Source organism: Corynebacterium camporealensis (assembly GCF_000980815.1).
Lineage (GTDB): Bacteria > Actinomycetota > Actinomycetes > Mycobacteriales > Mycobacteriaceae > Corynebacterium > Corynebacterium camporealense.
Map to the genome: position 1 here is coordinate 752,747 of NZ_CP011311.1, position 19,758 is coordinate 772,504.

The window sequence follows — 19,758 nt, forward strand, 5'->3', positions numbered from 1 at the left end:
TGTATCCATATTGGCGATTATCGCTATCGCCGTTGGCTCAGCAGTCTCCTTCCTTGTTGCTGCTGGTGCCTGGATGTTTCTCCAGCGCTGGGCCCACCCGGAGCTACTCTCGCCAGCCGGACAAGTAATGGCGGTGTATGACAACGGGACAACGAATCCCATATGGCTCTTGCTTGCTGTCTTAGCCTGTGCAGTGATGATTCCTGCGGTGATCTCCCTGGTATCGCAAGCTACTGTGCTGGGTGCTGCAGGGCGTGAACGGCGATTGGCGACCTTGCGACTTATCGGTTTGTCAGCTGGCGATGTCACCCGCATGACGATGTTGGAAACCGCAGTACAGGCCATTATCGGCATCGTGCTGGGACTGGGTATGTATTTCTTAACGTTGCCGCTATATCTGGGCTTGGAATTCCAAGCAACGCCCATTGAATCCGACGATCTTATTGGTCCCTGGGGGCTTTATTCCGTGGTCGCCGTTGTCCTGTTCTTGCTGTGTGAGTTCTCCGCCTTCTTAGGCATGCAACGGGTGCGCGTGACCCCGCTGGGAGTGTCTCGCCAGCAGATGCCAAAGTCCATGCACTGGTCGCGTCTCGTTGCATTCGTTGTCGTTGTAGTCGTTGCCGCAGTCGTGGGGAGCCAGTTTGATGCGGGACTTGTCGTACTCTCCATGGTCGTCATTTTGGGTATTACATTGTTTTTGCAGGTATTAGCCCTCAATCTAGTGATGCCCTGGGCCCTGCAATTATCCGGCAGGCTGGCAAGTGCATTACCGGGAACCGCACACTACGTTGCAGCGCGCCGGGTAGCTACCAATGGGCGCAAGGCGTGGAGCCGCTGCGGTTCAGTGGCCTTCTTCGGCTTCATCGCCGGACTGCTGGTGATTAGCCCTTTCGGTGAAGACGATTTTGCGCACTCGCTGAACGCTGATGAGCAGGCAAGTGTGATTTTCGGAGACATTGCCCGTGGTGGCGTTCTGGTGCTGATTTTTGGCTTCATCATTGCCGCACTATCGATCTTCGTTGGACAAGCCAAGGAAGTTTATGACTCAGCCGGACTCAACCAGGCATTATCCCGACTGGGCGTACAGCGCGGCTTCCACTTCCGCGTCAACTTCTTTGAAGTCTTCGGCCCGGTGGTCTTAGTAAGTGTCGTCGGGTTCTTGGTTGGTGCGATCTTTTGCTTCGCGACATTCATGGGAGCAGGAGACATGTCCGTCGGTGCCCGCGTTATGAACTCGTTCCTGCTGCTGGGGGCCGGTTGGGCAGTGGTGCTGCTTGCTCTGCTTGCTGTCGTGCCACTGCGTAATCGCGTTATCGATAGGGTCTCTCGCAAGAACGATTAAGTTGCGGAGCAGCGATAGATACAATGTGTATAAGGAGGCTGCGATGGAGAAAGAAACTCGAGATTATCCCGGTGAAAAGATGGAGTCTGTTCGCCAGCGGAGTGTGAAGCGCATCGTTGACATGCTGGAAGAGAAGTATCCGCACTTCCGCGAAGAATACGAAGAAGAACAGCGGGGTTACCCAGGCCATGACTTAGAAGCAGTCCGCCAACGCAGCGTGAAGAAGATACTTGATTCGCTGGGGTAGCAACTGACGTAGCAAACGGGGCTTTTCGCCCCGTTTGTTTTGTAAAGTTGCTGGTAGAGTGCCCCAGAAAGGATTCGAACCTTCGACACCCGCTTTAGGAGGATCGGGGTCACCTCACTGGTTATCGCAAAACCGCAGGTCACCTAGATTACGTGGGCCATGACAGGCCATCCTGACCACCGGGACCGGCCCCGCCGGGACCACCACGGGACCACGCCAGGCATGAGAGGAACGGACATCTCATGTCATCCGCAAACTATTTTTACGACCGCGTCCGCGTCACCAACGCCAACAACGACCACGCCGCCAACAAATACATCCCCGCCCCGCCCACAAGCAGCGACGCGACCACAGCGACCAACGCGCAGCGCCGCGAAGGAGCGACCGCCGAAGGAGGGTGCGGCGCGAACGGCCGCCAGGCCGCAGCGCAAGCCGCAAGTGCAACGATCCCGACCGGCAGCGACGCACGCGGCGCAAGCAACGGGAGCGACGGAAGCGGAGCGATCAGCGCATTGGGCGTTCCCCCGAAGGGGGAAAAAGGTACCGATGATGGCGGCCTTGATAGTAATAGGAGTTACTGCGTGGAAACCGCTGGACCAGCGGAAACGAAAAGCAGTATTTCGGACATTCACCGACGCCGTCGAGTTCGTTATGTCGCTCGTGCCGCGCTCTGGGGAGCGAGCACAATGCGTGGAGTGCGACAGTGCGGACGGATGTTACGCCTGGACCCTGACAGTGGTGCGCCCGCTGCGGACCGGGTCGGTATTCGACGTGGCCAGACTGGGGCAGGCTACTCGGGACTTCTGCACTGCGGTAGCGTCTGGGCCTGCCCACGATGTTCGGCGGTGATTGCAATGAGGCGTTCGTTGGAGATTGGTGCGGCGCTGGACCAAGTGCGACGAACCGGGGGACAGGCATGGATGGCTACGCTTACCGTCAGCCACCACGCCAACCATAGCCTGGACCAAGTCTGGGAGGCTGTTTCGGCAGGCTGGCGAGAAGTGGTGGGCACGGTCGCCTGGACGGGAACTAAAGCGCGTACGAAGCGCGTGAGGGCAAGTTGTACGAGTACCCGGAGAAACAGGGGGACCGGGACCGGCTTGGTATCGGCGGAACCATCCGTGCTGTGGAAGTTACATGGGGCGATCCGAAAGAAGGCGGCAGTGGTTGGCACGTCCACATTCACACGGTGATCTGTTCTTATCGCCCGATCGCTGAGGCCGTGAACCGCCGTGTCGTTGCTGGCCTTCTGGACATTGACGTCGACGACGTCACTGACGTTCATCGTCAGTTTGTGGCGGGTGGATACCTCGGTTATAGCTGGTTCCGTCGCTGGACCAAGGGGGTCGTCAAGGCCGGGATGCCGACCCCCGGTTCATCCGGTTTTGATCTACGTCCCGTTGACGACGGGGGAGCTGATTTTATCGGTAGCTATCTGCAGAAGGCGACGATGGACGTGGCCGCGAAGATTGGCGCGGAAGTCGCTGGAGGTGTGAACACTAAAGAAGCGCGGGGGAGAAACATCACTCCCTTCGAGTACCTCAACGACCTAGTGGAGAGTGACGACGTCCCGCGCTGGTTTTGGAAGAATCCGCGCACTTGGGATGCGTGGCTCGAAGATGATGGCCTCGCCGTCGCTGACATGGAAAGCGGTGAGGTGAACACGGTGAGCATCCCCGCCCACTGGCGTATCTGGCTCGAATGGGAACAGGCCAGCAAAGGGAAGCGGCAAATTTTATGGTCTCAACGGACTGATGACGACGTAGCGACCGCCCGGCAAAAATGGTGGAATGAGGTCCTCGACGCCCGTGGACGAGAGCAGACCGATCAAGAGATCGCGGACCAAGAGCTTGATGGCGGACTCGTCGCTGAAATCCATACATCGACGTGGTGGCGTCACATGGTGCATCGCCCTAGAGCGTGTCTGACAATTTCCGCAGCCACATCATGACCGCGACGGCCATCACGCCCGCCCGGTAGACGAGTGCGAGTTTGTCGAACCTGGCGGCCAGGCCTCGCCACTGTTTGAGGTTGCCGAAGAACCGTTCCACCACGTTACGGCCCTTGTAGGACTCGGCGTCGAAGGAGGGCGGCCGCCCACCCTTCGAGCCTTTCCGCCTGCGGGCCGCGATGACGTTCTTCTTCTCCGGGATGGTTGCCGTGATTCTGTGTTCGCGCAGGTATCTGCGTACAGCCCGCGACGAGTAGGCCTTATCCGCCCGGAGTTCATCGGGCTGGGTGCGCGGGCGGCCCACTGTCCTGGGCACCCGCAGGCGTTCCAGCAACGGGATCAACACCGGGCAGTCACCGCGCTGACCTGCGGTCAGGATGATGGTCAGGGGTAGCTCGTGACCGTCGACCAGGGCGTGGATCTTGGTGGACAACCCACCCCGGGATCGGCCGACCGCGTGATAAGGAGGCTCGGCCAGCGGGTTGTTGTAATTCGACGAAGCCCCCTGTGACCCGCGTGATGTTGGTGGCGTGCTGGTGCGCCCGGTTGATCGTGGAATCCACCGACACCGACCAGTCGATTAGGCCTTCGGCGTCAGCCTGGGCGATCAGACGCTCGAGGATGACATTCCAGGTGCCGTCTCTGGCCATCCGGTTGTGCCAGGTGTAGACCGCCTGCCAGGAACCGAAAAAGTCCGGCAGATCCCGCCAGGGGATGCCCACCCGCAGGCGGTAGAGGATGCCTTCGAGCATCTGCCGGGGATCGGAGAAGGGTCGGACTTTTCTGCCCGTACGACGAGGTAGGAGGTCGGCGACCATCTCCCACTGGGCATCAGTCAACAATTGGAAACGCGACACGGGAGCCAGGATCCCATGCCGTGCTTTCCCTCAATTGTCAGACACGCCCTAAGTATCCGAGGCGTGCGCGCCGCCGTTTTCCCGCCCTGGGGGTCAGCCTTGCGCTGATCCTAACCGGGGGGACGGCCGCGATCCCGATTGTGTGGGCGCAGGGCGCGACCGCCAGTAGCGAGGACGAAGAACGCCCGTTGTCCGCGACCATCGTAACCGCGCCGGCGGCCGACGAGGAGGAACCCGTGCCCGCCCCGAAGCCGGATGTCCGCGAACCCGAAGAGTTTGGCGGCGATCTGTCCGAGCTGGAGCCCACCGAGGTGGACTACGAGGAAAATTGGGACGGCGCCCAGGCGACGTTCATCAACTTGGAGACGGGCGAGATCACCGGAACCGCGACGCAGCGTTTCGCCCGCCCGGCGCTGAGCCTGATTAAGCTCTACCTGGCTAACTACGTCCTCGACCACGGAAAGCCGCAGGAGGCGACGTACGACGTGGCGATGTTCATCGCGGCGCTGCGCCAGGACAATCCGGCGCATCCCATCTTGTTAGCGATGGCGACGGCCGACTCAGTGGCGGCCGACGGTTACGCGCAGGACTTCGGCACGGTGGAACTCGACGGCGAGATCGGCTCGAAATGGGCGTGGTCGGACGCCCGCGACCTGCACGCCTCCGTCAGTTACGGCGACGGATGGGTGGCCGCCGCGGCCGTCAACGGCACCGCCGACGAGCTGACGGAGTTCGTCGACGCGCAGCTTGCCGGCAAGATGGACTAGCGGTTCTCGGCCGCAAGCTGGCTGCCGAGCGTTATGCCCCCTCGGCTAGCGTAGGTGCTGCGCGAGCTGGGCGGCGATGTCGGCGCCCTGCTTGATTTGTTCGCCGGAGACGGACGAGCCGTTGATGTTGATGTCCGGGATGCTGGAACGGTCCGCGCCCGACCGGGTGCCGGTCGCCGGTGTCGGCGCCGGCCGGTTGTTTTCCTGCCGGGGCGGCGCGGGATGGGCTGCCGCGCCGGGCTGCCATTGGCCCCAGTTGGCCTGGTAGACGTTGTTGATGCCCACGCGCACGCCGCCGACGGTGTCTTTGTCGATGCGGACTTGGTGCAGGTGGATCTGCGGGTGGATGCGGCCGCCCGAGCCCCAGTTGTGCTGCCAGTAGAAGTCGCCGAGGCCGTCGGCGATCGCCCAGTCGATGGTGCTGTAGTTGCCGTAGATCCCATGCTGTAGCCCGCGGCCGCGCGGGCTGTTTCGAAGGCGGCGAGGTACGGCTTGATCTGGTTGGTGTACTGAGTGCGCGTGAGGTTGTCGTCGACGGCGACGTAGATGGGCACTCCGGTCGGACCGCCGGCGGCGGCGTGCAGGGCGATGGCCTGCGGCGCGTGGACGGTCGCTCCGGCGGCACCGCGCAACCAGTCGGCGGTGTCCCTTTGCCGTACTGGTACACGCTGGCGGTGTAGAGCCCTTGGGCCGCGAAGTCGCGGGTTTCGTTCAGCTTCACGGGCTTGCCGGTCATCCAGCTTTCGGTGCCCGGCCGCGGCTGGGAGACGTAGCGGACGGCGCCCACGTGTCCGACCGCTTTCACGGACGCGGCACTGGGGACGCCAGCGGCGTAGTTGATCACGGTGCCCAGAACGCGGTTTTGCGCGTGGACGCGGGGGAGGGCGCTGCTGCCGACGGCGCCGGCGGCGAGCGCGATGCCGGCGGCTTTCAAGATGGAACGGCGGGAAAGGATGTGCTTATCGTCGGTCACGGGCCTGTGGACTCCTGTCAGTGCTGGTGATGCAGGTAGAACACATGTATCCCAATCTAAACAACTGCTTACTCGAGTCTCACTGACAACAGCTGGCTAGGTGAGGGGGGGGAAGGAATCTGCCGGCAGCGATGCGCGGCGAATCGCCGAAGCGATGTTGCCGCCCGCCGCCGCGCTGGCCGGAGACGCGAAAAGCGCCTCCGCCCCTGGTTGGGCTGGAGGCGCTCGTCGGTGGCAACTGGTGTCACAGAGGGGCTTTCTCGGTTTAGGCGAGGAAGCGGCGCGCGGCGAAGGCTGCGGCGCCGATCAGTCCGGCGAAAGCGAGGGACGCCAGGCCGACGGCGAAGGCGTTGCTGCCGGTGTTGGCGCTGATGCCGCGCTCGTCGTCGTGGGCGGCATCGTCGTGGTCGGCGTGAACGGCTGCGTCGTGTCCGTCCTTGCCGGCCGGGGTGTCGGCGACGGGCTTGGCGTGCTCGGCGGTGTGCTCGTCCGGGGTTGCTTCGGCCTGCTTGATGACCTCGTCGGCGTTGTCTTCGAGCAGCTTGTCGGAGACGGCCTTTTCTTCCTCGGTCGGGGTCTTGTGGATGCGGTCCTCGGAGGAGACGTAGGTCGAGCCGTCCTGGTTCAGGAACCAGTAGCTGGAACCGATCAGGAGCAGCGCCGGCAGCAGGAGACCGGCGGAGGAGCGGTCGGTGCCGGTCTCGCCGTTGCCTTCGTCATCGTTGTCGTTGATTTCTTCTCCAGGGACGGTCACCATTGCACATTCGGCGTAGGCGCCGCTCCAGGGTCCTGGATGGAAGTAGCTGAGCACGTAGGTGCCAGGCTTGATCTCTTTGTTGAAGTTGAGGGTGTCACCTTCGACTGCTCCGAAGGCGTCGCTGATGAAGTAGGTGTTCTCGTACTCTTCATCTTCGGGGTCGAACAGCGTGACGGTTTGCCCCTCCTCCGGGTAGCAGTTTTCTGGCAGGGTGACAAGGCCATCCCGGGTGGCGGTAGTGGGGGTGTGGGAAAAGTCGCCCCAGTTGTTTCCGAACTCGTACGGGCCGTCCTCATCGATTGGTTCGCGCTCGGGGCCAGTGCGTTCGACGCTACCGTCGTCGTTCACCGTGATCGTTTCCCAGCAGTAGTCGGCTGCTAGCTCGCCGCTGCCGTCACGTACTTCGATTCTGTAGTCGCCGGATTCGCTCGGCGGGGTGAAGGTTAGGCTCGCCCTGCGCTGATCACGCGTCAACTGTCCGTCTAGCGGGGTTGTTCTACCGGTTTCGTCGATGGTGACCCAAGATTTTGCGAAATCGCCGACGTAGTGGCTGTCGCAGGAAATGCGAAAAGTTGCCGTGTATTCGTCGGTCAGTGCGCCTGCTGCCGGTGCAACTGCGAGTGCGAGTGCGCCAGAGGTCAGCGCGGCAGTGGTTACCTTGCCGATGTGCTTCATGTGCTCTTCCTTCCAAGAGTATGAGAATGGTCTGGCGTACTCCTTGCGGTAAACGCCAGTAGTCGCATTAGTCACATAGGAAACATTGGTTGTTTCTTATCGCGCGTGTCGCACAAGGTTTTCTGAACTGTTTCTCTGTCTCTTAAAGGCTTTATCACAGAGGCTGTCATTCGAGGTGGAGGTAACGATGGGACTTGCTGTGGGGGGGATCGGCGGGGTAGCGGCATCGTTCAAGTGTTTGACCCTTCGGTGCGGGGATCAAAGGGGAGCGCTTTCGGGGAACTACGGGTTTGAATTTGGGGTCCCACGGTTGAAATGCTCGCTGTCATGTCTGGCTAGCGCTCACAGGTTCGCCGAACAATGTGTGCCGGTCGGGGCTCGACAGCTGTAATCCTGGTGGATTCTGGAGCTGAAATGACGGCTGTGTGGCAGAGATTTTTCGAGCCCGATTTACTTTGAACGGAACTAGCGAGGGTCTGCCGTCGACACTCTTCACACTGGGGCAAGTCCACGCGGGTAAGCTCTTTGCGCCGGGAAATCGGGAGGTGAAACGCGAAAACGCCACCGCCCCGAGCGTGGGGAGGTGGCGTTTAGTTAGCGCCGGTTAGCGCCGCCGGATCTTTTTAGGCGAAGAAGCGGCGCGCTGCGAAAGCGGCGGAGCCGATCAGGCCGGCGAGAGCCAGCGCGGCGACACCGACTGCAACGGAGTTGTTACCGGTGTTGGCACCGATACCACGGTCGGTGGTGGCGGCAACTTCGTCAGCGTGGTCGTGCTTCTCGGCGTGGTGGTGGTTCTCGGCGTGGTCGTGCTTTTCGGCGTGGTGGTGGTTCTCGTCGTGGTGGTGGTTCTCAGCGTGGTCGTGCTTCTCGGCGTGGTGGTGGTTCTCGGCGTGGTCGTGCTTTTCGGCGTGGTGGTGGTTCTCGTCGTGGTGGTGGTTCTCGGCGTGGTCGTGCTTCTCGTCGTGGCCGTTGTCCGGCTCTTCGATTACGACGGTGGCCTCGGGGCCGGGGCACCAACTAAAGGTCACGGACTGTTCCGCAGGGTTGTAGATTCCAAAGGTGTATGTTCCTGCTTCGGTATCTTCAGGAATGGTGAAGGTTACTTCCCAAGTCACCTGGTTGTCTACGTCGTTTCTGTTAGTCGGAGTCCCCTGGTCGTCTACGACGTTGATGTTAGACAGATGGACTCGATCGCCTGATTCGGGCAGGAGAAATCCAGTTCCGTTATGTACGATTGTATCCGGAAAGCAGCTGGGGGGAAGGGACAGCGTGTGCTTCTGGCCTGCAACCTGGGCGCCTGCTGCCGGTGCGACTGCAAGGGCGAGTGCGCCAGAGGTCAGCGCGGCGGTGGCTATCTTGCCGATGTGCTTCATGTACTCTTCCTTCCAAGAGGGTAAAAATGGTCTGGCGTACTCCTTGTGAGTAGCAACGCGTCCAACACTATGCACATCGATGAAGAGTGCAAGGAAGTTACGAGCGGTTCTCAAATATTTTGAGTGAAGATAATTCCAAACAGATAACAGGTTGCTTATATGGAGGAAACGTCTGTCACGCGGCCACGTCGACGAGACCGGCATATTCCCAGCCCACGACGGCATTTTCGAGAGACGGGGCGAACGGGTTCAGCGGCTGCACACAGCTAATCGTCAGCAAGCGACCGGGTGTGGGTTCACTACCCCATATTTCGGTTGATTGTGCGAGCACTTCTTTCTGAGGTGTGTGCAAATCGGTGGCGCGGTAGGACAGCCATTGATCGCCGGAGGTAACTGTGCGAACGAGCAATTCGTCGCCGATTTCGACGGTGTGCTCGTCGGCGCCACCGTCGTAAAGATCGTCGAAGACACCGGGAACTCCTGCGCCGGTATGGCCTGCGAGGACCACGATATCCTCGGCGTCGCTACCCGGAAGAGAGTACGGCTTGTCGTCGGAGGTGTATGCGCAGGCTAGGTCCATGGTCACTGGATCGATCAGCCCGTCTTTTACCCGGCAGGGACCCGACTCGAAGCCGGCGTGCATGTCGAGGCTGGGTATGTACATCTCCACAGGTGCGGAGGTGTCCACGTAGCCGCCGGCGGGCTCGACCTCCGGTTCTTCCGCGACGTTTTCCGGGGTGGCGGGAGGCTGTTCGGCGGCCTCTTCAGTCGGTGTGCTGGACTGCTGGAAGAGGGCAAACGCCGCGCCCACCGCGGCGATCACAGCGATCGCCGCAACAATCCACAGCATCGGACGTCGGGGCTGCGTGGTGTCGTCGTCGAGATCGGCATCGTCGACTGGTTGCGAATTAGTGTCCATTTCTCGCGGTTTTGTCCTCTCGAGCTAGGGTCCTGATCCGCGGTGGGCGGGGTGGTGAGTAGGTGTCAAAGCGTAGCAGAGGAGTCTGTGAACGCCTTCCAGATGGCTTTATTGAAAACAAAACCCGCCTGCGGAGGGTGTCGGTGGTGGCGGCCGGGGGTGCGATCGGGTGTGGCGTGGTCTGGTGGCTTCTGGTTTATGGCGGGCTGGTGTCCAGTGGTTCCCTGCGCTCTCGGCGGCGCCGCTCTGGGGGCTGTTTTGTATTGTTTTATTCCACGCAATACCGTGTTCTTCTGAATTGAAAGGCCATATTTTCAATAGAGGTTCGGGATAATTTTCCTTGAAAAGTGCTTAAAGGCAGAAACTAGTTTGTTGATTTGAGCGTCTCTCGTAAAAGGGGCGTTGGTTGTCTCTTCGAGGGAGTTCGTGCTGACTGCCGATCTTGAAGGGCGTGGGTAGGAGAGAGTCGGGGCGGATAGCGTCGGGGAAGTCCGTCGTATAGACGGTTGCTGGACGCGGTGCCGAAACAATCGCAGCCAGGCCGGGTTAGTGGCGCCACGCAGATCGGCAAGGGGGCCGCACACGTTGTTCGAGGTTTATCTGCACACGGCCGAGGTGAAGTTGGCGGCTGTGTACGTCGGCAAGCGGCAGCCGTCGGTGGGGCGGCAGGGGCGTGGATTCGGAAAATGGGTACTAGCCAGTGGGTGGAACCCCACTGTGCTTGCGTAGGTTCTCTGCTGAATCGACATGTGACGGTGCCCAAAATGGTTCCCAACACCGGTAAGAGCGCTCGGCAGAGCAGTCTCCTCCGGCTGGCTGATGTCCAATCTGTCCACCGGGAGAACCGCGTGCCCGTGCTGTGTGAGTTCGGTAGGCCTTGGGCGGTGATCGCCGTTTTCGGCGTGCTCGAGATCGCGGGCGGGGCTGCGTCGAGAAGCTCTGGCGGTCCGTGAACTCGTTGGGGCGGGTCCAGTGCGAGGAAAGTGAAAACGCCACCGCCCCGAGGGAGATGGAGCCGTTGCCGGTGTTGGCGCCGATACCGCGGTCGGTGGTGGCGGCAACCTCGTCAGCCTGGTCCTGCTCGTCGGCGTACTCGTGGACGGCCTTGGCAGCCGGGGTGTCGACGATCTTCTTGGCGTGAACCGGAGCCTCCTTGGCCGAGACCTCCTTGGCCTGCTTGACGACTTCGTCAGCGTGGTCCTCGAGGAGCTTGTCGGAGACTTTCTTCTCTTCCTTGGTCGGGGTCTCGTGGACGCGGTCCTCGGAGGAGACGTAGGTCGAGCCGTCCTGGTTCAGGAACCAGTAGCTGCAACCGAGGATAAGCAGACCCGGGAGCAGGAGGCCAAGACCGGAGGAACCCTTCGGCTCCTTCTTGTCCTTGTCCTTGTCGCCCTTGCCTTCGCGGTCCTTGTTCTTGTCCTTGCCGGAGTTGCCTTCGTTGCCCTGGTTGTCCTGGTTGTTTTGAGCGGTGGTGCCGAACTGCTCGACGACGGCGCTGTCAACCGAAACCGCCGGTTCAGTGTGGGCTCCTGCTGCCGGTGCAACTGCGAGTGCGAGTGCGCCCGAGGTCAGTGTGGCGATGGCGACTTTTCAGATGTGCTTCATGTGCTCTTCCTTGCAGACGTATGAGAATGATCTGGCGCACTCCTTGTGAGTGGCACCTTGTTCAACACTAAATACATCGAAGAATTATGTAAGGGGGTTACGGGCGACTCTCAGATATTTTGGACTAACAATTAATGTGGAAAAATGGAAGATACTTATGTAGGTAAAAGGGTTGCGCGCGCGAAGCGCGGTGGCGTCTAGGGAATTCCAGTACACGGCCATATTTTCTAAGGGTGAGTGGATGGGCATCGTGGCTGCGCGAACAGTCATTTCCGTGTTTTCGGCCCGGGGGTAGGTCCTGCTACCCCTGTAGTTGCCGGTTACGCGGTAACTACTTTTGGGGGTAAATATTGAGTGCCGGGCCGATTAGCCAAACGCTACTTACCGGAGCAAACGGCGGGGTAACGGAAATTCGATGCTGACATGCGCCGTGTGTTCGGCGTCGCGACTTAAGCAAGACGTGCTTCGTCGTTGCACAAGAACACGAACGGCACACCCGCCGTTACCCGACCTCAGTGTCCGCTCTGAAGGATGTATGCGGGTGCTTTCCCGCAAGTGGGCGGGAACCGGGGCAGCTACACGTCGAAACTTAATCGCAAAAGGACGGGCGCCGAGGAGTCGACCGAATTCGAGGATGCCTCCGGCTCGATCCGTGTTTGACGGGCAACCGTTGTTTTCGCCCGGGTGCCCGTAATCCGGGCGTCCCATTGCGCCGGCAATCCTTCTCTGCCTCACCGGAGAAATTCTTTCCTCCGAGAAACGGGCGCGCCCCGTGGTGTGCGGGATCGGAGATTATCGAGCACAGATAATACTTCTAAGAGCTGCGCGAGGGCCCGGGCAGGATCACGTCGAAAAGCATCCGAACCCACGTAGATTATTCGCCGTATTCATGGGGCCGGACCACGTGCCGGCCGGTGGGCTAACTGTCAACCATGTCGCGACGGATAGTGTCAACAATATCCCGACTGATCGCAAAGCGCCCCAGAAAGGATTCGAACCTTCGACACCCGCTTTAGGAGAGCGGTGCTCTATCCACTGAGCTACTGGGGCTTGTGCGCTCAATGCGCAACGATTGTTTAGGTTAGCAGCTTCGCTTTGAGCTGCGTTATTTAGCTGGCGTCTAGCTCTTCGAACTTCTTGCGCACATCGGCAGCTGCTGGGTTAGTGGCAGTGGTGCCATCCGAATACAGCACGGTCGGAACGATGCGGTTGCCGTCGTTGACCGACTTGATCCACTCGTTGATGTCCTCGGTGCCCTCAGCCTCGGCATCGACAAGCGCGTGCGGGGTGCCATCGGCGGCGAGGTCCTGGCGCAGCTTGGAGCAGAACGGGCACCAGTCGGCGTAGAAAACGGTGACGTGCTCAGTAGTGTCGGGGGTGCTAACGCTCATCTATGCAGCGTCCTTTCGTTCGTAAGTTAAAAAGCGGTACTTAATGGGCAGCTCACTGGGCGGGCGGCCCGGCACGGTGAGATGACCCTTTTCAGAGGTCAACCAATCGGTACTGGAACTTAATCCAAAGGTGCTGGGAACCTCCGGGGCGAAGACGGCGGCATCGCCATAAGCATCGCCAATGTTGGCGCCCATCAGGGTGATTTCGATGCGGTCGACCTGGTCGATGGTGGCAGCATACAACTGCCCGCCGCCGATGATCCAGGCTTCGTCGAGCTCCGGAACGGCTCGGCTTACCGATGCCCCAGCCGACCATTCACCCGGTGCACGACGCGAGATGATGATGTTGTCGCGCCCCGGTAGGGGACGAAAGCGCGGGTTGAGTGACTCCCAGGTCTTACGCCCCATGATGACGGGAGCACCGGTGGTGACGTCCTTAAAGTGCGCGAGGTCTTCCGGCACATGCCAGGGCATGTCCGCACCGTCGCCGATGATGCCGTCGAGGGATTGTGCCCAGATTGCCCCCAGCATTAGACCGACACCTGCGCCTTGATGGTCGGGTGTGGGTCGTAACCTTCGATTTCAAAATCGCTGAAGTCGTAATCGAATAGCGACTTGGCCTTGTTCAGGCGCAGCTGCGGGTAAGGGCGCGGTTCGCGGGAGAGCTGCTCTTCGACTTGGGCGAGGTGGTCGTTGTAGATGTGGCAGTCACCGCCGGTCCAGATAAGCTCGCCAACTTCCAAGCCGGCCTGCTGGGCAAACATGTGCGCCAGCGCGGCATAGGAGGCGATGTTGAAAGGAACGCCTAAGAACATATCGGCAGAACGCTGGTAGACCTGCAGCGAGAGCTTGCCGTCGGCGACGTAGAGCTGGAAGAGCAGATGGCAGGGCATCAGTGCCATCTTGTCCAGTTCGGCGACATTCCACGCCGATACTAGGTTGCGACGGGAATCCGGATTATCGCGCAGGGTATCGAGGGCCTGCTGAATCTGGTCGACATGCTGGCCATCCGGGGTGGGCCAGGAACGCCACTGCACGCCATAGACCGGGCCGAGTTCGCCGTTTTCGTCAGCCCATTCGTTCCAGATGCGCACTTTGTTTTCTTGTAGCCAGCGCACATTGGAATCGCCGCGCAAAAACCACAGCAATTCGCCTAAAACGCCGTGGAAATAGACCTTCTTCGTCGTGAGCAGTGGGAAGGATTCAGACAGGTCATAGCGCAGCTGCGCACCAAAAAGCGAGCGCGTGCCCGTGCCGGTGCGATCGCCTTTAGATGCGCCTTCTTCGTAGACCTTGCGCAGCAGATCTTCGTATGGCGTATTAATCATGCCGCCTAGTCTACTGTTGCTAGTAACTACCGTGTTCGTCGTGGTAGGCAGCAGCGTGCTCTAAGATTTCATCGGCCAGCTCGGGGCGGCAGATAAGCAGGTCAGGCACGAAAGTGTCCTTCTGGTTGAAGGTAATCGGGGAGCCGTCCAGGCGGGAGCAGTGCAGACCCGCGGCCTTGGCAACACCCACCGGTGCGGCCTGGTCCCACTCGTATTGGCCGCCGGCGTGGATGTAACCATCAAAGTCACCGAGTAGGACGTGCATGGACTTCGCACCAGCAGAGCCAATGCCCTGGATCTCAAAATCCATTTTCTCACCGATGTAGTTGGCAGCCTTCGGCGGACGGTTACGGGAAACGACCAGCTTGCGCGACAGCGGACCGGTGACAGCGCGAACGTCGGAAGACTTAAAGGTCACGCCCATATCTGGCATGCCGACGGCAGCCTGTACTGGTTCGCCGTTGATAACCAGAGCGATGTGTACGGCCCAGTCCTGGCGGCCAGTAGCAAATTCCTTGGTGCCATCGAGTGGGTCGACAATCCAGACGCGTTCCTTATCCAGGCGGGACAAGTCGTCGCTGGCTTCCTCCGACAGCATGCCGTCGTCCGGGCGGTGCTGTTCGAGCACGCGGGCGATCCATTCCTGGGCGGCCTGATCCCCGGCATCGCCAAGCGCGAGGCCTCGCAGGAGGCCGCCATTGCGGACACCCTTGAGGATTTCACCGCATCCTTCAGCAAGGGAGTTGGTCAGACGGGAATCATTAATGTCGACGGTCATGCAGACAAGACTACCTGCCGCGCTAGAGTAGGGCATGCCCAAAAACATCCTCGACCGATTTCGCCCGCAAGTAGGGCAGTGGTTTCAGGAAGTATTCGCCGGCCCCACCGCGGTGCAGGCAGCAGCCTGGGATGCAATTTCCCAAGGCAACCACGCACTCGTCGTCGCACCGACTGGTTCCGGTAAGACGCTGGCGGCCTTTCTATGGGCACTGAACAACTTGGTCGAGCGCGCCGGGCAAACCAGCCTCGCCTTGGGCGAGGGGACAGGAAGCCGCAGCGGCGGCCACGAAGGTGTGCGCGTGCTGTATATCTCCCCGCTGAAAGCACTCGGCGTGGATGTGGAAAATAACTTGCGTGCGCCACTCAAAGGCATTGCCCGTACCGCGCAGCGTTTAGGCCTGGACGAACCAGATATCACCGTCGGTGTGCGCAGTGGCGATACCCCAAGCGCGGAACGCAACCGGCAGGTCCGTCGCCCACCGGATGTGCTGATTACGACCCCGGAGTCGGCGTATCTCATGCTGACCTCTAAGGCAGCAGGGATCCTATCGACTGTGGATACCGTCATTATCGATGAGATTCACGCCCTGGCCGGTACCAAGCGCGGCGTGCACTTGGCTTTGACTCTGGAACGTCTGGCTCAGGTAGCAGGCAGTTTTCAGCGCATCGGTCTGTCTGCGACCGTGCGTCCTTTGGAAGCTGTGGCGAACTTCCTTGGTGGCGGTCGACCGGTGGAAATCATTGCCCCGCCGGCGGAGAAAAAGTGGGACTTGGCCGTGCATTCCCCGGTTGAGGATATGGCGGACCTGCCCACCCCGGAGCAAGGTTCCACCATCGGCGAGATGACCGTCGATGATCCTTTGGGAATTACTGATTCAGCACTCGAGCCTGACGATGCCCCAGGCCTTACCGAATCCGCCCTTCCTACAGCGAAGTCCATTTGGCCTTTCGTGGAAAAGGATGTCTACGCCGAGGTGATGGAGCACCGCTCCACGTTGATCTTCGTCAACTCCCGGCGTACTGCGGAGCGCCTGACTAGTAGGCTCAATGAGTTGTACGCGAGCGAACACAATCCGGAGGCACTGTCGCCGGAGACGAGGCGTTCGCCGGCACAGTTGATGAAATACACCGACGTTGCAGGCGAAGCCGAATCCATTATTGCCCGCGCCCACCACGGCTCGGTGTCTAAGGATGAGCGCGCCCAGACCGAAACCATGTTGAAGGAAGGTCGCCTCAAAGCAGTGGTGGCGACTAGCTCCTTGGAGCTGGGCATCGATATGGGTGCCGTCGACCTGGTCATCCAGGTCGAATCGCCACCGTCCGTGGCCGCTGGTTTGCAGCGCGTGGGCCGCGCCGGGCACTCCGTCGGTGAAGTTTCTGAAGGCTCGTTCTATCCCAAACACCGCGCCGACTTGGTGCAGTCCGCGTTGACGCTGTCGCGTATGCGCGCAGGTCTCATTGAGGAAATGCATACCCCGCGCAATCCACTCGATGTGCTTGCCCAACAAACCGTTGCAGCTGTTGCCGCGGCCGGGGAGCAGGGACTGCATTGCGATGATTGGTACGACACCGTGCGCCGCGCCTGGCCTTACCGGGACCTGGCACGGGAAGTCTTCGACTCCGTTATTGATCTCGTCAGTGGCGTGTACCCTTCGACGGACTTTGCGGAACTTAAACCGCGCGTGGTCTATGACCGCATTAGTGGGCAACTCACTGCCCGCCCCGGCGCGCAACGCGTGGCCGTAACTAGCGGTGGCACGATTCCGGATCGTGGCATGTTTGGTGTCTTCCTCGTTGGCAGTGGGGAGAATGGTTCCCCGCGTCGCGTCGGCGAGCTCGACGAGGAGATGGTGTACGAGTCCCGCGTCGGTGATGTCTTTACCCTGGGTGCGACGAGTTGGCGCATTGAGAACATCACTCGTGACCAGGTGCAGGTTATCCCCGCACCAGGGCACACCGGGCGTTTGCCTTTCTGGAATGGCGACCAACCAGGCCGCCCCTTTGAACTGGGCAAAGCGCTGGGCCAGTACCGCCGTGAAGTCTTTGAGCGTTCTACTGAGATCGCCGATGCCGACGACTACGCGCGTCGCAACATCGAGGCTTACCTGCGTGAACAACACGAAGCTACGGGTCTGATTCCGGACGAGAAGACGCTGTTGTTGGAGCGCTTCACGGATGAGCTGGGCGACTGGCGCGTCGTATTGCACACTCCCTTTGGCCGGGGCGTGAATGCTGCTTGGGCACTCGCCGTCGGCACGCGCGTGGCTGAGCGCACCGGCATGGATCCGCAGGCGGTTGCTGGCGATGACGGCATCGTGCTGCGCTTGCCGGAAGGCGAAGCCGAACCCGACGGCTCGCTGTTCCTTTTCGATGCCGATGAGATTGCCGACATCGTTGCTGAACAGGTGGGCAACTCAGCATTGTTTGCATCGCGCTTTCGCGAGTGTGCCGCCCGTGCGTTGCTGTTGCCGCGCCGCAACCCCGGCAAGCGGGCCCCGTTGTGGCAACAGCGTCAGCGGGCCGAACAGCTTCTCGATGTCGCGCGTAAATACCCCAGTTTCCCCATCATTTTGGAAACCGTGCGCGAGTGCCTGCAGGATGTCTACGATCTTCCCGCACTCGAAGAAGTACAGCGCCAGCTGGGCCAACGCCAGATCCGCATCGCGGAGGTTGCCACTGAACAGCCGTCGCCCTTCGCCTCCACGCTGTTGTTTAACTACACCGGCGCGTTTATGTATGAAGGCGATTCGCCGCTGGCTGAAAAGCGTGCGGCAGCCCTCGCCTTGGACCCTGCGTTGCTATCGAAGTTGCTGGGAACGGTGGAACTCCGCGAGTTACTTGACCCGGACATCATTGCTGAGGTCGAAGCCCAACTTCAGCGCACCACCGAAAACCGCCGTGCACGCAGCCCGGAAGAAGTCATGGACTTGCTGCGTATTCTTGGCCCCATTCCACTCGAGCAGCTCGGTGAGCACACCAACGTGCCGCAGTCCGCGGTCTTGGCCTTGGCCCCGCGCGTAATGCAGGTACGCATCAATGGCCGCGAGCATCTTGCCCAAGCCGAAGATGCCGCCCTGCTTCGCGACGGACTCGGCGTCCCTGTCCCACCGGGTATTCCTGCCCAGGTCGAGACCATCGACGATGCCTTGCCACAGTTAGTCTCTCGCTGGGCGCGCACCCATGGTCCTTTCCAGGTACGCGAGCTTGCCGATGCCTTCGGCCTGTCCGTGTCTGCCACCCACACTGTGCTGGCCTCGTTGGACAAGATTGTGGAAGGCCGCTACCGCCAGGGGATTGAAGGCGAAGAATACTGCTCAGCGGAAGTCTTAAAGATTATTCGTTCTCGTTCCTTGGCTGCCGCCCGTGCTGCCACCGAACCAGTTAGCGGTGCGACCTTTGCTCGTTTCTTGCCGGATTGGCAGCAGGTTGCGCCCATCGGTAAGCGTCCGCCTTTACGTGGCGTCGATGGTGTGTTCAGCGTGCTGGAACAACTGGCCGGAGTGCGCTTGCCTGCCTCGGCGTGGGAGTCGCTTGTCCTGCCCAGCCGCGTGGGCGACTACTCACCAACGATGCTGGATGAGCTGTGCACTAACGGCGAAATTCTCATTGTCGGTGCCGGCAAAGCAGGCTCAGCCGACCCCTGGCTGATGCTGCTACCTGCCGATTATGCTGCCCAACTTGCGCCCCAAGTCGAGCCCGAGGGCCTCAGCATGCTCGAAGAATCCGTCCTCGACGTTCTCGGCCGCGGCGGCGGATTCCTCTTCACCGACATCCTGCAAGCAGTCCCCGGCACCGCACAGGAACTACGCGACGCACTGTGGGGACTCGTCGAAGCAGGATGGGTCGCACCGGATTCCTTCGCACCCGTGCGCAATCGACTTTCCTCGGGCACGTCCGCACACCGCGCTAAACGACGCCCCAACCGTTCCCGGCTGCGCATGGGCCGCACCTCTTTTGCCCAATCCGTCCAGGCCGAACGCACCCCGGCGGATATGGGCGGACGCTGGGCACTGTCCATTCCACCAGCAACCGAAGCCACCGCGCGTTCCATCGCCCACGGCGAGGCCTGGCTGGACCGCTACGGCGTCGTTACCCGCGGTAGCGTCGTTGCCGAAGACGTCCTCGGTGGATTCGCTCTCGCTTACAAGGTCCTTGCTGGCTTCGAAGAATCGGGCAAAGCTATGCGCGGCTACGTCATCGACGGACTCGGCGCAGCGCAGTTCTCCACTCCAGCCGTCATCGACCGGCTGCGCGGACTGGCTGATTCCCCTGATGTCGAAGGCTGGCCTTCCGGTACCACCGATCCGCGTACCTACGTGCTGGCTGCTTGCGATCCGGCCAATCCCTATGGCGCCGCATTGCCGTGGCCGGATAAAGGACCCACCCGTGCCGCCGGCGCGCTGGTCGTGCTGACCGATGGCCTTCCCATCGCGCACCTCACTCGCGGTGGCAAGACGCTGACGACTTTCCTGGATTACTTGCCCGGCGGCATCGATAAGCAGCAAGCACTAACCGGAGTCGTCGAAGCACTCCAAGAATTAGTCGCTGCTGGTCGCCTGCGCCCACTGGTCATCGAAAAAGCCAATGGCGAATCCATCTTTGCCACCGATCTCGCCCAACAACTGCGCAGCTGCGGTGCCGGCATGACACCTAAGGGCGTGCGCATTGCATCACCTGCACCCACCCCTCGGCGTCGCCGCACCGACCGCAGCGTGAGTGAAATTCTGGCAAACGACTCGGAAGACGACACTGGTTACTAACATTTCCACTATTGCCGAATGGATTGGAAAGAT

At 60.8% G+C, this 19,758-nt stretch carries 15 protein-coding genes, 1 tRNA gene and 2 pseudogenes; 6 read left to right on the forward strand and 12 right to left on the reverse strand.

Features of this window, described 5'->3' with window-relative positions; all coding sequences use genetic code 11:
• Nucleotides 1-10 precede the first annotated feature (10 nt).
• The 3 genes from UL81_RS03550 to UL81_RS11465 all read left to right on the forward strand — a co-directional run bounded on the left by UL81_RS03550 (nt 11) and on the right by UL81_RS11465 (nt 3,540).
• On the forward strand, nt 11-1,342 hold the full coding sequence (locus UL81_RS03550) for an FtsX-like permease family protein (RefSeq protein WP_144407160.1): 1,332 nt from the start codon (nt 11-13) through the stop codon (nt 1,340-1,342).
• Nucleotides 1,343-1,385: 43 nt separating this feature from the next.
• The gene (locus tag UL81_RS03555) at nt 1,386-1,589 is read left to right on the forward strand and encodes a hypothetical protein (protein ID WP_035107093.1); all 204 of its coding nucleotides are present in this window, start codon (nt 1,386-1,388) and stop codon (nt 1,587-1,589) included.
• Between the two features lie 1,126 nt (nt 1,590-2,715).
• Nucleotides 2,716-3,540, forward strand: coding sequence for a hypothetical protein (locus tag UL81_RS11465; protein ID WP_144407161.1), 825 nt, complete (start codon nt 2,716-2,718; stop codon nt 3,538-3,540).
• Here UL81_RS11465 and UL81_RS12010 read toward each other — a convergent pair.
• The gene (locus tag UL81_RS12010; RefSeq protein ID WP_330217039.1) at nt 3,503-4,099 is read right to left on the reverse strand and encodes an IS5 family transposase; all 597 of its coding nucleotides are present in this window, start codon (nt 4,097-4,099) and stop codon (nt 3,503-3,505) included. The two genes, UL81_RS11465 and UL81_RS12010, sit on opposite strands and share 38 nt — an antisense overlap.
• Nucleotides 4,100-4,220: 121 nt before the next feature.
• Nucleotides 4,221-4,358, reverse strand: a pseudogene (locus UL81_RS12015) (transposase); the annotation flags it as partial.
• A 59-nt stretch (nt 4,359-4,417) separates the two neighbouring features.
• On the opposite strand from UL81_RS12015, the gene UL81_RS11470 reads away from it, so the two are divergent.
• Nucleotides 4,418-5,164 (forward strand): hypothetical protein, encoded by a 747-nt coding sequence (locus UL81_RS11470; protein WP_052097804.1) that lies wholly within the window; start codon nt 4,418-4,420, stop codon nt 5,162-5,164.
• Between the two features lie 45 nt (nt 5,165-5,209).
• Here the strand turns inward: UL81_RS11470 and UL81_RS12170 are convergent, their stop codons facing one another.
• The 5 genes and pseudogenes from UL81_RS12170 to UL81_RS11630 all read right to left on the reverse strand — a co-directional run bounded on the left by UL81_RS12170 (nt 5,210) and on the right by UL81_RS11630 (nt 9,861).
• Nucleotides 5,210-5,455 carry a hypothetical protein gene (locus UL81_RS12170; protein ID WP_407921723.1) on the reverse strand — a complete coding sequence of 82 codons (246 nt, stop codon included), beginning with the start codon at nt 5,453-5,455 and terminating at the stop codon, nt 5,210-5,212.
• Nucleotides 5,456-5,494: 39 nt separating this feature from the next.
• Nucleotides 5,495-6,137 (reverse strand): annotated as a pseudogene (locus UL81_RS03580) (DUF1906 domain-containing protein); the annotation flags it as partial.
• 265 nt (nt 6,138-6,402) lie between these two features.
• The gene (locus tag UL81_RS11475) at nt 6,403-7,569 is read right to left on the reverse strand and encodes a hypothetical protein (RefSeq protein WP_052097805.1); all 1,167 of its coding nucleotides are present in this window, start codon (nt 7,567-7,569) and stop codon (nt 6,403-6,405) included.
• Between the two features lie 623 nt (nt 7,570-8,192).
• Complete coding sequence (locus UL81_RS11785) at nt 8,193-8,942, reverse strand: hypothetical protein (RefSeq protein ID WP_046453270.1); 750 nt, start codon at nt 8,940-8,942, stop codon at nt 8,193-8,195.
• Between the two features lie 175 nt (nt 8,943-9,117).
• Nucleotides 9,118-9,861, reverse strand: a complete 744-nt coding sequence (locus tag UL81_RS11630; RefSeq protein ID WP_236684503.1) for a sortase family protein — start codon at nt 9,859-9,861, stop codon at nt 9,118-9,120.
• Between the two features lie 1,095 nt (nt 9,862-10,956).
• On the opposite strand from UL81_RS11630, the gene UL81_RS03600 reads away from it, so the two are divergent.
• The gene (locus UL81_RS03600) at nt 10,957-11,490 is read left to right on the forward strand and encodes a hypothetical protein (RefSeq protein WP_035107096.1); all 534 of its coding nucleotides are present in this window, start codon (nt 10,957-10,959) and stop codon (nt 11,488-11,490) included.
• A 953-nt stretch (nt 11,491-12,443) separates the two neighbouring features.
• Here UL81_RS03600 and UL81_RS03605 read toward each other — a convergent pair.
• The 5 genes from UL81_RS03605 to UL81_RS03625 form a co-directional block, all read right to left on the reverse strand.
• Nucleotides 12,444-12,516 (reverse strand) — tRNA-Arg (locus tag UL81_RS03605).
• Between the two features lie 59 nt (nt 12,517-12,575).
• Nucleotides 12,576-12,857 (reverse strand): glutaredoxin domain-containing protein, encoded by a 282-nt coding sequence (locus UL81_RS03610; RefSeq protein WP_035107098.1) that lies wholly within the window; start codon nt 12,855-12,857, stop codon nt 12,576-12,578.
• Nucleotides 12,858-13,388, reverse strand: coding sequence for a dihydrofolate reductase (locus UL81_RS03615; protein ID WP_035107100.1), 531 nt, complete (start codon nt 13,386-13,388; stop codon nt 12,858-12,860).
• Nucleotides 13,388-14,185, reverse strand: coding sequence for a thymidylate synthase (locus tag UL81_RS03620; RefSeq protein ID WP_035107101.1), 798 nt, complete (start codon nt 14,183-14,185; stop codon nt 13,388-13,390). The genes UL81_RS03615 and UL81_RS03620 overlap by 1 nt, the downstream gene beginning before the upstream one ends.
• 19 nt (nt 14,186-14,204) lie before the next feature.
• Nucleotides 14,205-14,963: a 3'(2'),5'-bisphosphate nucleotidase CysQ gene (locus UL81_RS03625; RefSeq protein ID WP_035107103.1), complete on the reverse strand. Its 759-nt coding sequence runs from the start codon at nt 14,961-14,963 to the stop codon at nt 14,205-14,207.
• A 34-nt stretch (nt 14,964-14,997) separates the two neighbouring features.
• Between UL81_RS03625 and UL81_RS03630 the strand changes: the two genes are divergently transcribed.
• A complete protein-coding gene (locus UL81_RS03630; RefSeq protein WP_035107105.1) occupies nt 14,998-19,725 on the forward strand; it encodes an ATP-dependent helicase in 4,728 nt (1,575 codons plus the stop codon).
• Nucleotides 19,726-19,758: the final 33 nt, after the last annotated feature.

Coding starts and splice junctions, on each gene's coding strand:
- UL81_RS03555 (WP_035107093.1), top strand. CDS start 1,386: ATGGAGAAAGAAACTCGAGATTATCCCGGTGAAAAGATGGAGTCTGTT.
- UL81_RS11475 (WP_052097805.1), bottom strand. CDS start 7,569: ATGAAGCACATCGGCAAGGTAACCACTGCCGCGCTGACCTCTGGCGCA.
- UL81_RS11785 (WP_046453270.1), bottom strand. CDS start 8,942: ATGAAGCACATCGGCAAGATAGCCACCGCCGCGCTGACCTCTGGCGCA.
- UL81_RS11630 (WP_236684503.1), bottom strand. CDS start 9,861: ATGGACACTAATTCGCAACCAGTCGACGATGCCGATCTCGACGACGAC.
- UL81_RS03610 (WP_035107098.1), bottom strand. CDS start 12,857: ATGAGCGTTAGCACCCCCGACACTACTGAGCACGTCACCGTTTTCTAC.
- UL81_RS03615 (WP_035107100.1), bottom strand. CDS start 13,388: ATGCTGGGGGCAATCTGGGCACAATCCCTCGACGGCATCATCGGCGAC.
- UL81_RS03620 (WP_035107101.1), bottom strand. CDS start 14,185: ATGATTAATACGCCATACGAAGATCTGCTGCGCAAGGTCTACGAAGAA.
- UL81_RS03625 (WP_035107103.1), bottom strand. CDS start 14,963: ATGACCGTCGACATTAATGATTCCCGTCTGACCAACTCCCTTGCTGAA.
- UL81_RS03630 (WP_035107105.1), top strand. CDS start 14,998: ATGCCCAAAAACATCCTCGACCGATTTCGCCCGCAAGTAGGGCAGTGG.